General features: G+C 62.0%; 13 protein-coding genes. 6 read left to right on the forward strand and 7 right to left on the reverse strand.

Features of this window, described 5'->3' with window-relative positions; all coding sequences use genetic code 11:
- Positions 1 to 306 precede the first annotated feature (306 nt).
- Together AAHB08_RS07580 and AAHB08_RS07585 are read left to right on the forward strand one after the other, a co-directional pair.
- Entirely contained in the window at positions 307 to 1,308 is a 1,002-nt protein-coding gene (locus AAHB08_RS07580) for a sensor domain-containing diguanylate cyclase (RefSeq protein WP_342058592.1), read from the forward strand.
- A 147-nt stretch (positions 1,309 to 1,455) separates the two neighbouring features.
- Positions 1,456 to 1,869 carry a hypothetical protein gene (locus AAHB08_RS07585; protein WP_139436257.1) on the forward strand — a complete coding sequence of 138 codons (414 nt, stop codon included), beginning with the start codon at positions 1,456 to 1,458 and terminating at the stop codon, positions 1,867 to 1,869.
- A gap of 62 nt (positions 1,870 to 1,931) precedes the next feature.
- Here AAHB08_RS07585 and AAHB08_RS07590 read toward each other — a convergent pair whose 3' ends face one another.
- Both AAHB08_RS07590 and AAHB08_RS07595 read right to left on the reverse strand, forming a co-directional pair.
- Positions 1,932 to 3,926, reverse strand: a complete 1,995-nt coding sequence (locus AAHB08_RS07590) for a methyl-accepting chemotaxis protein (protein WP_342058593.1) — start codon at positions 3,924 to 3,926, stop codon at positions 1,932 to 1,934.
- A 233-nt stretch (positions 3,927 to 4,159) separates the two neighbouring features.
- On the reverse strand, positions 4,160 to 4,516 hold the full coding sequence (locus tag AAHB08_RS07595; protein ID WP_342058594.1) for a hypothetical protein: 357 nt from the start codon (positions 4,514 to 4,516) through the stop codon (positions 4,160 to 4,162).
- Positions 4,517 to 4,716: 200 nt separating this feature from the next.
- On the opposite strand from AAHB08_RS07595, the gene AAHB08_RS07600 reads away from it, so the two are divergent.
- Positions 4,717 to 5,439 carry a response regulator gene (locus tag AAHB08_RS07600; RefSeq protein WP_025328561.1) on the forward strand — a complete coding sequence of 241 codons (723 nt, stop codon included), beginning with the start codon at positions 4,717 to 4,719 and terminating at the stop codon, positions 5,437 to 5,439.
- A 7-nt stretch (positions 5,440 to 5,446) separates the two neighbouring features.
- Positions 5,447 to 6,832 carry an ATP-binding protein gene (locus AAHB08_RS07605; protein WP_139436263.1) on the forward strand — a complete coding sequence of 462 codons (1,386 nt, stop codon included), beginning with the start codon at positions 5,447 to 5,449 and terminating at the stop codon, positions 6,830 to 6,832.
- Between the two features lie 72 nt (positions 6,833 to 6,904).
- Here the strand turns inward: AAHB08_RS07605 and AAHB08_RS07610 are convergent, their stop codons facing one another.
- From AAHB08_RS07610 to yjbD, 3 genes are all read right to left on the reverse strand, one after another.
- Complete coding sequence (locus AAHB08_RS07610) at positions 6,905 to 8,860, reverse strand: ligand-gated channel protein (protein WP_342058595.1); 1,956 nt, start codon at positions 8,858 to 8,860, stop codon at positions 6,905 to 6,907.
- 307 nt (positions 8,861 to 9,167) lie between these two features.
- Entirely contained in the window at positions 9,168 to 9,380 is a 213-nt protein-coding gene (gene cspE, locus AAHB08_RS07615; protein WP_025328559.1) for a transcription antiterminator/RNA stability regulator CspE, read from the reverse strand.
- A gap of 393 nt (positions 9,381 to 9,773) precedes the next feature.
- A complete protein-coding gene (yjbD, locus tag AAHB08_RS07620; RefSeq protein WP_162519186.1) occupies positions 9,774 to 10,058 on the reverse strand; it encodes a DUF3811 domain-containing protein in 285 nt (94 codons plus the stop codon).
- 351 nt (positions 10,059 to 10,409) lie between these two features.
- Here yjbD and AAHB08_RS07625 point away from each other — a divergent pair, with 351 nt between their 5' ends.
- Positions 10,410 to 10,532, forward strand: a complete 123-nt coding sequence (locus AAHB08_RS07625; RefSeq protein WP_080675244.1) for a hypothetical protein — start codon at positions 10,410 to 10,412, stop codon at positions 10,530 to 10,532.
- A 48-nt stretch (positions 10,533 to 10,580) separates the two neighbouring features.
- Here AAHB08_RS07625 and AAHB08_RS07630 read toward each other — a convergent pair whose 3' ends face one another.
- Together AAHB08_RS07630 and AAHB08_RS07635 are read right to left on the reverse strand one after the other, a co-directional pair.
- Positions 10,581 to 11,351 carry a substrate-binding periplasmic protein gene (locus AAHB08_RS07630; RefSeq protein WP_342058596.1) on the reverse strand — a complete coding sequence of 257 codons (771 nt, stop codon included), beginning with the start codon at positions 11,349 to 11,351 and terminating at the stop codon, positions 10,581 to 10,583.
- 156 nt (positions 11,352 to 11,507) lie between these two features.
- Positions 11,508 to 12,083 (reverse strand): single-stranded DNA-binding protein, encoded by a 576-nt coding sequence (locus tag AAHB08_RS07635; RefSeq protein WP_342058597.1) that lies wholly within the window; start codon positions 12,081 to 12,083, stop codon positions 11,508 to 11,510.
- Positions 12,084 to 12,601: 518 nt separating this feature from the next.
- Here AAHB08_RS07635 and AAHB08_RS07640 point away from each other — a divergent pair.
- Positions 12,602 to 13,240 (forward strand): LuxR C-terminal-related transcriptional regulator, encoded by a 639-nt coding sequence (locus tag AAHB08_RS07640; protein WP_342058598.1) that lies wholly within the window; start codon positions 12,602 to 12,604, stop codon positions 13,238 to 13,240.
- The last annotated feature ends 8 nt before the right edge of the window (positions 13,241 to 13,248 follow it).

Below are 13,248 nucleotides of genomic sequence, written 5' to 3' on the forward strand. Positions count from 1 at the left end.
CCCGAGAGGCTGGTGAGAGACGCCCCATTTGGGCAGGGTTGCGCCAAGGCGGTGCACCGCCCTGGTGCAAGGGGGCGGGCAGATAAAAGGGGGAAGGCGTGACGGCGCTCAAGACCGGCGGCAGGCCCTGCTGCTACTGTTATTCAGGGGAACCAGGGGACGGCCGATAACCTTGTCATGACAGGGATTGCAGGCAGGCAGTCGTCGTCGGGTAGCCCGGCAGGCGGCCGCATTTTTCAATGATGTTCAACCGTCGGACTCGAGTCACCCGCAGTGGCGCGGGGGAGCAGAACAAGGATGGATTCCATGCTGCAGGACAATGACACTATCAGGATCCCGGATCTCAACGACGCCGCGGTGCACGGCATTCTGGAGGTCATCAGCGACGGGGTCTGGGACTGGAATGCCAACACCGGCTTCGTCTATCGCAATCCGGGCTGGTACCAGATGCTGGGCTATGAGCCGCACTCCTTCGACAACAACGTCTTCACCTGGGAAAACGTGATACACCCGGACGATCTGCCGCGGGTGATGGCTCGCTTCGATGCCTATCTGAGCGGCCAGACAGCCGACTACAGGGCCGAGTACCGCTGTCGTTGCCGCAACGGCGACTATATCTGGGTTGAGGATTGTGGCCGCATCATAGCGCGCAACCCGGACGGAACCGTGGCCAGGATGATAGGGGCGCACCGGGACATCCATGCCCAGCGGGAGCTCTACGCCCGGCTGGAGCTGCACAATCGCACCCTGGAGCAGCAGGTGGCGGAGCGCACCGCCGAGCTGGAGCGGCTCAACCTGGCGCTCCAGCATCAGGTGGAGGAGAACCGCCGCCTGGCGGAGACGGACTCCCTGACCGGGGCCGCCAGCCGCTATCGGCTGGAGCAGGCCGTCCGGCTGGAGTATGAGCGGGCCCGGCGCTTCAAGGAGCCCTTCGCCGTGATCGCCATGGACGTGGACGACTTCAAGCAGATCAACGATCGCCACGGCCACGGGGTGGGGGATCATACCCTGATCGACATAGTGCGCCTGACGCGCGGCGCCATCCGCGAGATCGATCTGCTGGCCCGCTGGGGGGGCGACGAGTTCATGCTGGTGCTGCCCAACACCCGGCTGGCGGATGCCCACGTGGTGGCCGAAAAGCTACGACAGCGGCTGGGCCATGCCAGGGTCAAGGGGGTGGAGCCCATCACCCTGAGTTTCGGTCTGGTGGAGTCCAGGCCGGATGAGCCCCTTAACCAGCTGATGGCGAGGGTGGACAGGGCGCTCTACCGGGCCAAACTGGCGGGCAAGGATCAGCTCTCTGGCTAGGGGGCGCCGCTATCCATCCCCGCTGCCATCTTCACTCAAGGGAATGACCCTTGCCCCCCGAATGCGGCTTGACCTTGGGATCATCTTGACTCCAATCGAGCACACTGGTCTGATGCGCGCTCTTTCATTCCTGTGAGATGTATCTTAATGAAAAAGTGCCTTCTGATTGCCCTGACCGCCCTGCCCCTGGTTGCCCACGCCGGCCTGATGGATTCCCTGACCGACTCCGTGACCAGCAGCGTCACCAGCACCGCCAAAGAGATGGCCGGTACTGCCGTGGACAGCGCCTCCAACGAAGCGATCAAAACGGCCCTGGATATCAAGGAAGGCGGCTCCAACAAGCAGGCCATCAAGGACAAGCTGGGCGCCCCGGCCAGCACCAAGACCGATGCCGGTCTGGAAGTGTGGACCTATGATCTGAGCGCCCTGAACAAGGCCTCTCCGCTGCTGGCCGAGACCACCAAGTCCCTGCTGAAGGATTCCGAAGTGGCGCAGAAGAACGTGGTGATCAAGTTCGAAGGCGAGACCGTCAAGACCCTGAACCTGGCCAACAAGGCCTGAGTCCTGGTGACGTGCATGAAAAAGGGGCCCGCGGGCCCCTTTTTGCTGGCTGGCGTTCGACATCACACCTTGAAGCGGCGCACCAGGGCCAGCAGCTGGCGGTTGGAGCCGAGCAGTGACGCTGCGCTCTGCTCGGTCTGGCTGCCGTTTTGCACCAGCAGGTTCAGCATGTCGCGAATGCTCACCATGTTGCGGTTGATCTCCTCGGTCACCCGGCTCTGCTCCTCGGCGGCGGTGGCGATCTGGCTGCTGAGATCGTGGATCTGCACCACGGAGTCGGCCATGCTGTCGAGCCCGCCGGTGACCTGACCCGTGGTGTCGGCTGCGGCCTGGCAGCTGCGCTTGGTCTGCTCCATGGCGACCACGGCCTCGGCCACCCCCTGGGTGAGCCGTGACAGCATGCTGCCCACCTCGGCGGTGCTGTTCTGGGTACGGGCCGCCAGGGCACGCACCTCGTCGGCCACCACGGCGAAGCCTCGTCCCTGCTCCCCGGCCCGGGCCGCCTCGATGGCGGCGTTGAGTGCCAGCAGGTTGGTCTGGGCGGCGATGCCGCCTATCACCCCGAGCACGCTGCCGATCTGCTTGGCATCCTCCTGCATCTCCAGCACCTTGGCGGCGGCGAGATCCACCTCGTCGATCAGGGCCACCACGCTGGCGGAGGCCGATCCCACCACCTTGCGCGAGTTGGCGGCCTGGCCATTGGCGGCCTCGGTGAAGCTCGCCGAGTCGCTGGCGTGCCGGGCCACGCTGTCGGCGGTGGAGCTGAGCTCGGTGAGGGCGGTGACCACCTGATCCGTCTCGCTGGCGTGTTCCCCCAGGATCCGTCGGCTCTGACCGGTCTGCTGATCGAGCTGTGCCAGCTCCCGGGTGATGAGGTCGGTGGCGTCCGTCACCTGCACCATCATCTGCTGCAGGTAGGCGATGAAGCGGTTCACCGACAGGGCTATGTTGTCCAGCTCGTCATGACCCTTCACCTGGATGCGGGCCGTCAGATCCGCATCGCCGGCGCTGAGGGCATCTATGTTGAGCCTGAGGGTCTGCAGCCGGCGGCCGAGCTGGCCGATGGCCAGCACCATGAGCACGAACAGCAGTCCCACCAGGGGCAGCTGTATGCTGGCCAGAGTCGCGAGCACGTCCCGGCTGTCCTGGGTCAGGACGCGGGTCGGCAGGGCGGTGGCGAGCAGCCAGGGGGTGCCGTCGATGGCCTCCATCAGCAGGGTCTGCTCCTCCCCCTGATCCTGGAAGGTGGTGCGCAGCAAGCCCTTGCTCGCGTCCTGGCCGAGCAGGCCGGCGATGGCTCCGGCGAAGGGGTAGTCGGCGTGGGCGGAGAGGTTGCCGAGCACCACATCGCCGCCGAGGCGGGCGTTCTTGCTCAGGATCTTGCCGTCAGCCTCGATTATCATCACCTGGCCGCCGATCTCCTGCTCCTTCCTGGCCACCAGATCGTTGAAGAACCCCAGGGTCACGTCTATGGTCGACACCCCGTAGAGGGCGCCGTCCTTGTAGATCCCCATGGCGCAGTTGGTTCTCGGCTGCTGGCTGGCACCATCCTTGTAGGCGGCGGCCCAGACGCACATGCCGCGGGGAGCCTGCTGCCCCGCCTTGTGCCAGGGTTGCTCGAAGTAGTTCGGCGCCTCGGCCGAGTTCCAGTAGGTGTTGGGGATGAGGGCGTTGGCCGCATCCCTGTGATAGAAGGTGCTGAACTTGGCGCGACTCGCCTCCCGTTGCTCCGGCAGGGGCCAGATGCCGCCGCCGAAGACCATGGCGTTGCCGTATTGATCGATGAGGGCGGGCAGCAGGGCGTCTATCTGCTCGCTCGGCAGCCGGGCCACCAGCTGGGTGATGCTGCGGGACTGGCTCTGCACCCCGTTGAGCTGGTCGCGGATGTCGGTGGCGATCTCGCTGACCCGCAGCGCCACATTCTGCTCGCCGGCCTTCTGCAGCGCCGGCTTGATCCAGAGCTGGATGCCGATCACCGTCAGGGCGCACACCAGCGCCATGAACCCCAGGAAGACGGCGGTATAGCGCCCCTTGATTGTGCCCAGATTCCATCCCATAACGACTCCTGTCCACCGTGGCCGGGGCCTTGCCCGATCCTGTTGTTTGAGCCGCCATTATTAGCTATTTCGAGCATAAAACGTTTGTTATCGCTCACATATCCCGGTGCAGGGGGCAGAAAAGTGGCGCCATGGCGGCGTCAACTGTAGGGCGGGGCGGTTGAGCGGACGCGAAAAAAAACAGGGTGGCCATGGCCACCCCGTCGTTATCTTGCTTGCTGGTTTGCTTCGATTTATTGGTTCGCTTCTGCAAACTGCTTCATCACCTCTGCGTGCTTGATCATGCCGTCGGCACGCAGGCCGAGGTTTTTCACGAACTCGGCCTTCTTGGCCGGGTCTTCAATCTTGTCGTAGCGCTGTTGCAGGTGAGCCTGGATCTGTTCCGGGGTCATGTTCTGCATGCGGGCCATCTTGTCGTGGCGACCGCCGTGGTGCTTGCCGCCCATCATGCCGGCACCGTCCATGGGGCAACCGGCCGCCATGGCCTGGGTCGGCTGGGCGGTGGAGACAGCCTCGCTGGCGGCATAGGCGCCGAGGGGCAGGCCGAGGATCAGGGTGGCGGTCAGCAGGGTCTTGGTCAGCTTTTTCATGGGTAACTCCTGTCGGATGAATACGGGTATAGGCTGTTTCGCCTTGGTATCCAGTAAACACCGTGGAAGTGTCTGAACTTTGCCAGTACCGGACTATTTTGTAGCAGAGTGTGGCATCTTGGCGCTCTGGCACACTTTGACACAATCCGCCCGATTGATTCTCGTATAATCGCCCCAGCTCGATAACGGGAGAGACAATGATGAACCAAGGCAGCCCTCATATTCTGGTGGTCGACGATCACAGCGAGATCCGCGATCTGCTCAAGCGTTTTCTGGAACAGCACGGCATGCGTGTCAGCTGCGCCCGGGATGGCAAGGAGATGAAGCGGCTGCTGGACGAGCGGGAGTTCGATCTGCTGGTGCTGGACCTGATGATGCCGGGGGAAGATGGCCTCACCCTGTGCCGCGAGCTCAGGGTGAAGTCCCGCCTGCCCATCATCATGCTCACCGCCATGGGGGAGGAGACGGACCGCATCATCGGCCTGGAGATGGGGGCGGACGACTACCTCGCCAAGCCGTTCAACCCGCGCGAGCTGCTGGCCCGCATCAAGGCGGTGATGCGCCGCACCCAGGCGGAGATCCAGCCCGTCCCCGAGGCTCTGACCCGGGATCTGCGCTTCGATCGCTGGCTGCTCGACATCAATCGCCGCGAGCTGGTGGACGAGGAGGGTGTGGGGATGAGCCTCTCCACCGCCGAGTTCGATCTGCTCAAGGTGTTTCTGGAGCGGCCCCAGCGGGTGCTGAGCCGGGATCAGTTGCTGGATCTGGCCCGTGGCCGGGAGGCGGTCGCCTTCGATCGCGCCATCGATACCCTGGTGAGCCGGCTGCGGCGCAAGCTGGAGCGGGATCCCAAGAATCCCGAGCTCATCAAGACCATCTGGGGCGGCGGTTACCTGTTCGCCGCCGACGTGACCCAGGAGTGAGGACGGCATGATCAAGGGCTTCTTCGCCAGGCTGCTGCCCAAGGGGTTGACTGGCCAGATAGTGCTGGTGGCCCTGGCGGGACTGGTGCTGATCCAGCTGCTCAGCATCCAGATCTACCGCTCGGATCGGGAGGAGGCCCTCGGCTACGTCAACAGCCGCAACGCCATGCAGCGGATCATCTCTGTGGTGCGCCTGCTCTCCCTCTCCCCCCCCTCCCTCTATCACGAGATCCTCAAGGCGAGCCGCAGCGAGACCCTGCTGCTGCGTCTGGCCGACGAGCCGCTGCAACCGGACAACCGCAGCCCCCGCTTCGAGAAGCTGGTGCGGGCCAAGCTCGGGTATCCGTCGTCCCTGTCGGTGGAGATCAGCGCCGAGCTGAAGCAGGACATACAGCGCAGCCGGGCCTGGCAGCACCACAACCGCATGATGAAGGATCGCAACGGCATGCCGCCGCCCCAGGACATGCGGCTCTATGGCTCCATCCAGCTGCCCAACGGGGGCTGGCTGCAGTTCAGCTCCCTGGTGGACAAGGAGGCGGTGAGCTGGTCCTGGCAGACCACTCTCAACCTGCTGCTGGTGGCGAGCCTGGTGATAGGCCTGATGATCTGGCTGTTCCGCCGGGCGACCCTGCCCCTCAAGCAACTGGCCGCCAATGCCGACAGGCTGGGGCGCGGGGAGGACATAGAACCCCTGCGCGAGGAGGGGCCCACCGAGATCCGCGAGTCCATCCAGGCCTTCAACCGCATGCACACCCGGCTCGATCGCTTCGTGCAGGACAGGACCCGGATGCTGGCCGCCATCTCCCACGACCTGCGCACCCCCATCACCAGCCTGCGGCTGCGCAGCGAGTTTCTGGCAGACGGCGAGGACAAGGAGCGCTTCCAGCAGACCCTGCAACAGATGGAGCAGATGCTGGCGGCGACCCTGAGCTTCGCCCGGGAGGAGGGGCAGCAGGAGGCGACCCGGGAGCTGGATCTGGTCAGCCTGCTGGAGAGCCTGTGCGATGACTATGCGGATACCGGCCAGCCCGTCATCTGCCTGGCCGAGGGCAAGCAGGTCTACGCCTGCCGTGCCAATACCCTGCGCCGGGTGCTGCAAAACCTCATCGGCAACGCCATCAAGTACGCGGGCGGGGCCGAGGTGTCCCTGGAGCGAACCGAATCCGAGCTGCTGATCCTGGTCTGCGATCGGGGGCCTGGCATAGCCGAAGGCCAGCTGGAGGAGGTGTTCAAGCCCTTCGTGCGCCTCGACGAGGCCCGCAACACAGAGTCGGGCAGCGTGGGGCTGGGGCTCGCCATCGCCCGCACCCTGGTGCATCAGCACGGCGGCGAGCTGACCCTGCACAACCGTGCCGAAGGCGGCCTGGAGGCCAGGATCAGCCTGCCGCGCTGACGGCGCCTATCCCGTCACCCATGAAAAGGCCCGCACTCGGCGGGCCTTTTGCATCTCTCGCACCCGAGAGGATCAGAACTGGTAGGTCAGCCCCAGGTTGTAGCGACGGCCATCTAGCACGGTGCCGTAGCTGGCGTAGTCCACCCCCTTGTCCAGCAGGTTGTAGATGCCGGCGGTGACGCTCAGTGCCTGATTGGCCTTGTAGACCAGGCCGGTGTCGAAGAAGGTGTAGGAGGGGGTACCCTCGGCCATCTTGACCCGGCTCAGGTAGTCCGAGGTCTTGCTGCGGAAGTTGACCCGAGACCAGAGGCCGACCGCCTCGCTGGTCTGCCAGTCGACCGTGGTGTTGAACATGTGGCGCGGCATCTGGTTCAGTGCCAGGCCCGCCATGGGGCCGCTCTTCTGCTCGGACTGGATGAAGGTGTAGCTGGAGGCCAGGGACCACTGCGGGTTGATGACCCACTTGGCCGTGCCTTCCACCCCGCGCATGTTGGCCTCGTCGACGTTGATGCGATCGCTGATGAAGTCATAGGTGTGACCGTTCAGGGTGCAGGCGGGATCCTGCTTGCTGGTGCAGCGACGGGTCTCGGCAATCTTGTCCTTGAAGTCGGTATTGAACAGGGTCAGCCCGGCGTTGAGCCCCTGTTGGCCATCCCACAACAGGGCGATTTCCTCGCTGACGCTCTTCTCCGGCTGGAGGGCCGGGCTGCCGACCAGCATGCCATCCTGGGTGCCGCCGCCGGTGGCCTGGCCCCAGCTGGCCGCGGACATGCGCAGGTCGGGGGAGCGGTAGCCGGTGGAGACACCACCCTTCAGGGTCCAGAACTCGGCGGGATGCCAGACCCCGTAGAGACGCGGGCTCCAGTGGCTGCCGTAGTTCTGATCCCTGTCCATGCGTACGCCGCCGGTGAGGGCGACGCTGTCGGTCAGGGCCCACTCGTCCTCCACGAACAGGGCCCAGCTCCAGCGGGTCAGCTGGTCGGCGCGATTGGCCACATTCAGCTGGTTGCCCTGATCCTGCAGATCCTCGTAGCGGTATTGGCCGCCGACGCTCAGGTAGTGATCCCCCAGGATGATCTGGGTATGGGTGTCGGCTATGGTGTTGATCATCTTCATCTGCCGACCCGGGTTGGTGCTCTCTTCCCGTTGCAGATAGCTGGTGGAGGAGCCGAAGTCGTAGCGGCCGTCGTGGGTGATGGCGTAGTTGGTGCGCTCGTAGGTGCTCAGGTTCGGTTTGACCTTGGCAGAAATGGACTCACCCGGTGTGCGATCCCTGTCCTGCAGGCCGCGACTCACCTCGAAGTCGACGCTGTTGTGCTCGTCCGGGGTCAGGCTGAACACGGCGGTGCCGCTGCGCATCTCCTGCTCGGCGAAGCCGTTCTCGAACTGATCCTCGCCGCGGTAGGAGAGCTGGCCGTTCAGGCGCATCCCCAGCAGTCCGTCCACCAGGGCGCCGGCGGTGTAGGCATCGGTCTGGAAGAGATCACCTGAGGCCTTGTTCTCCTGGAAGGTGCCGTCGGCATGCAGCGACCCCTGCCATGCCGTCATGCTGGTGCTCTTGCGGGTGATGACGTTGATGACGCCCCCCATGGCGTCCGAGCCGTAGCGGGAGGACATGGGGCCACGCACCACCTCGATCCGCTCTATGGCCTGCAGCGGCGGCAACCAGCCCTGCTCTATGCCGGGGCCGTCGCTGTTGGGGCGGGTGCCACGGCTGTCGACCCGCTTGCCGTCTACCAGCATCAGCGTGTACTTGGCTCCCATGCCGCGGATACTGATGTCGCTGCTGCTGCCACCCCCGGTGATCACCACCCCGGGGACGTCTTTCAGGGCGTCGGTCACGTCACGGTAGGCGCGCTTCTCCAGCTGTTCCCGGGTCACGACCGAGATGGAGGCGGCAGAGTCCTCGATCTTCTGCTGGAAACCCGAGGCGGTGATCACCATGACTTCGTTCTGGCTGGCGTGGGCCTGGCTGGCCAGTGCGGCGATGATCAGGGTGGCGAGAGGGGTAATGGGGATGCTAGTCATGAAAACCTGAACTCCTGGGAAGGAAAGTTTCTCAACCCGCCACTGAGTCCCGGGATCTTGGTGTCGCACTGGGACGGCGGAGCTGAGCCTCAAATGGATGACATTTGTAGACAGGCATTCTAGGCAAACAAGAATCAAATGCAATTGACATTGGTTATCATTTAAATTTTGTTCGAGGGAAGGAGGCAGTTCTGGCGGGGGAGAGAGGTAATGATGGAAATCCAGATAACAAAAAACCCGCCGAGGCGGGTTTTTTCAATTCTTGCAGAAGGACTTTCCGATTGACGAAAAGGCTTCCTGGCTTGAATTACAGACCAACTACGTTGGCAGCAGCCGGGCCTTTCTGGCCTTGCTCGATGGTGAACTCAACGCGCTGACCTTCGTCCAGGGTTTTGAAGCTGGTGGACTGGATAGCGGAGAAGTGTACGAACACGTCTTTGCCACCGTCAGCCGGGGAGATGAAGCCAAAACCTTTCTCAGCGTTGAAGAACTTTACGGTACCAGTCATTTTGTTAGACATAATAATTTCCTTGAATAGTGATGTTGAAACGCTACTTGTGTAGCAATCCATGATTTTTCGTCAGCAATACGTATGGGGAGCACTAAAGAAGGAGAATTATTTGGCGAGAATCATCTGGGACAACTCTATGCACAAATCACTGCTTTAAAATGACTGCCTAACATAATCAGGTCTGAACTACCGAACCATCGAAATCGATTAGAACACGCTCACTCCGCCATGGCAATCTTTATCTTGGTATTAATTCCTGCCCGGCGAGGGGGTGTCAGCTTTTTATCTTGATAAAATCGTTTTATACCAGAAGGTTATCTAGCATTTTCCGGTACGGGAAAGGGATGTATGCAGGCCCATGTCCGGATGACAGCACAAGCATCCGGACATGGGAGACAGAAATTATCGCTTGCTGCGGTACTTGTTGCTGACGGAGTCCGCCCAGTTGAAGGTTTCCGGCAGCACCTGATTCTTGGCTCGCTCCTTGGCCTTCTCCCGCGCCAGTGCGGAGGCCGCCTTGGCTGCCTTGGCGCGATCCTCGGCGATTTTCAGGCGCCCTTCCTCACGGATCTTGTTACGTTCCCCATTGGTCAGGGTGTGATCGGCATGGGCCTGGGCCTTCTGCAGCAACAGGGTGATCTCGGCTTTTTCGGCCTCGGTAAGATCTTTCATTTCCAGCTTTTTCATGGCGCACTCCTGCGGCAGGTGATGGTTCACCCTAACACACTCCGGAGGCCGACTCTTATGTAATCGTCCTCTAGACCCCAAAAGAGCAAGTTGAGTGTGTTTTCCTGCCGTTTTTCGCCCAGATACAGGCCGGTTGTGGCAGTTTGTCCCGGGTTGTCGGGATCTGGATGACGAGGTCAGAGCCCTGTTGAGCACCGTTGTCCGGCGAGGCTGGATCCCGGTGGAGGCTGGGGGTATGCTGGTGCCAGTGCGATCCTCGATCGTCACTGCTAGCGTACTGTGATCTATGATTCGGATGACATGCTGGAATCTTGATTCCAACTGTCCTGGTAACATTTTTGGAGTCTGATGATGAGCAACAAAGAACAGCATCACGGCAAAGATGCCAAGAAAAAACCGCAGATGTCACTGAAAGAGAAGCGCGAGGCCAAACGTCAGAAAGCTGATCTGAAAAATGGCGGCGCGATGAAGTAACGCTCCACTACACTGTTGTTCCTCTGGAGCCAGTATCAAGCCAGTCCGTCATGGGCTGGCTTTTATGTTTCTGTCGGATGAGGTCGTGCCATAGGCGGTAAAGATCCGCTCATAGCGACCATCTTCCTTCATCTTGCTCAACTGGCGATCGAACCACTGCCGCTGCGCCGCCTCGCGAAAGGCGAAGTGGTACCGGGTGGGGGGGAAGAGATCATGCTGTCTGACCCTGTCGTGGGGATAGCGCACGCTGCCCTCTGCTTGCCCGATCAGTTGCGACAGGTAGTAGTAAAATACCCTCTGCTCCAGGATCACGGCATCCGTGCGTCCCAGCAACAACTTCTGAACCTGCCCCTCCTGTCTCGCCACCTCTTCATAGTCGGGGTTCTGATCGACCAGGTCGGCGAACTCTTTTCCCAGGATCTGCCTGGCTCGCTGGAAGGCGCTGACTCGCAGCGTCCGCAGATCCCCCATGGTGTCAAAGGCCGTCTTGTCGAGGGTAAAGACCCGGTTGTGAAAGGTGATCACCACCTGGGAGAGGTGGGCGTGGCTCAGCATGCCGGGTCTGACGTTGATGATGGCATCCAGCTTGCCTTCCTCCAGCATCCTGAAGGTCCGCTCCAGAGGCAGATAGATGAACTCGGGCTCATGACTGCTGCCGGTGAACGCCTCGCGCATGAGATCGAGCTCGATGCCGCGATCCTCGTGGGCGATCACGTAGGGAGGGATGGCGAAGCTCACCCCCACTCGCAGCGGTTCGGCGATCAGAGGGGCGGCAAACACCAGCAAGATGAGGCGCAGCAGGCGACCAAGGTGATTCATGCAGGTTCTCGGGGAGGTGACTCGTCCCGAGAATAGCCACACGTCAGGGCGAGGGAGAGGGTCAGGTGCGGATCGTCGCAACAACATGATGAGGGAGGGGATGAATGCGTCAGGAACAGACAAAAAGGCCCTGAGTCATCAGGGCCTGGGTGTCGATCAGAACGGGATATCGTCGTCGAAATCCATCGGCGGCTCGTTGTAGACCGGCGGTGCAGACTGGGGCTGCTGGGCCGGACGGCCGTAACCACCCTGTGGCTGCATATTCTGTTGCGGGGCTGCGGCCGGGCGCTGCATCGCTTGCTGGGGAGCTGCCTGTTGCGGCTGGCCCCAGTTGCCCTGGGACTGTTGGCCGCCCATGCCCTGACCGGCGCTGCCTTGCGGACGGCCACCCAGCATCTGCATCACGCCGGTGAAGCTGTCGACCAGCACCTCTGTGGTGTAACGCTCCTGGCCACTCTGATCCTGCCACTTGCGGGTCTGCAGCTTGCCTTCGACATAGACCTGAGAACCCTTCTTCAGGTACTCGCCCGCCACTTCGGCCAGCTTGCCCATGAAGACCACGCGGTGCCACTCGGTACGCTCTTTCTGCTCACCGGTCTGCTTGTCGCGCCAGGTGTCGGAGGTGGCCAGGGTGATGTTAGTCACGGCACCGCCGCTCGGCATGTAGCGCACTTCCGGGTCTTGCCCCAGGTTACCGATCAGAATGACTTTGTTGATGCCTCGACTGGCCATAATCTCTCTTCCACCCTTATGTATACCGGCCAGGCCAAATGCCTGGTCCCATTCAATATGTCGTTTGTTTGCAATGAGATGCGCGCCACGGATGGACCTCATCTTCACGCATGTCACGGCTGTGCCAGATTCAACCGACGCGTTTATCGGCCATCCGCCGCAGCGTTTGCCCGCAATAATACCAGTTGGCGGAGATGAGCGCACACCTTCCTGTCCCGGCGAGCACCAAACCCCGCCGCTGGCGTCCGAGTAACTTACCCGAGGTATGGCCCCACCAGCAAGGGGGCGACGGGGCCGAGTGCTGCATCGACGGCCAAGGCCTGCTATGGTGCGGTCCGGCACTACTTGACCCCCCAAATGGGGGGTGTGTGCTAGTCATTTGTATTGGTTGGAAAATTGCTGAGCTTCAAAGGAATCACAGCAGCGTCTCATACTTTTTTAATGCTGCAGCCAGGAGGGGGATTGGTACTCTTCCTTGCCGAAAAGCCCCGACTCGAATGTGCAAGGAAGTTCTCTTGATGACGCCCGAATACCCCTTAGTGCTGATCACCGAAAATAATGCACAAGCCAGCAGTTTCCAGCGTCACCTCAGCGAAGAGCTTGGCTTGTCCATCTTGCTGGTGGGGGAGATAGAGGCCCTGCCCGAACCCGCCGAAACGTCTGCCCAGACGCTGCTGCTGATCGATCTGGACTATCTGAAGTCGGCTCAGCAGGCGGATTGGAGCAAGGCCATCTGCAGCCGCTTCGGCGAGGCCAGTGCCGTGCTGCTCAACGCCCCGACCAGCACGGACAGGGAGCTGCTGCTGATGTGGCCCCACACCAGCGGGCTCTTCTTCCGCCAGGACAACCTGGACAGGCTGGTGATCGGCATCCGCAAGGTGTTGCAGGGGGAGTACTGGATCCCGCGCCATCTGCTGTGCGATCTGGTGGATTACTACCGCAAGGGGAGCGGCCAGCCCCTGCGCAACCAGACCCTGCTGACGGCCCGCGAGCAGGAGATAGTCCGCCATCTGATGACGGGGGCCTCCAATACCGAGATCGCCGACAGCCTGTTCGTGAGCGAACACACCATCAAGTCCCACCTCTATAACGTGTTCAAGAAGTTGAACGTCAAGAACCGCCTGCAGGCGGTGAGCTGGGCCAAGGAGTATCTCTGAGCGCCGGG

The sequence above is a fragment of the Aeromonas sp. OTU364 genome, assembly GCF_038440395.1.
Classification (GTDB): Bacteria; Pseudomonadota; Gammaproteobacteria; order Enterobacterales; family Aeromonadaceae; genus Aeromonas.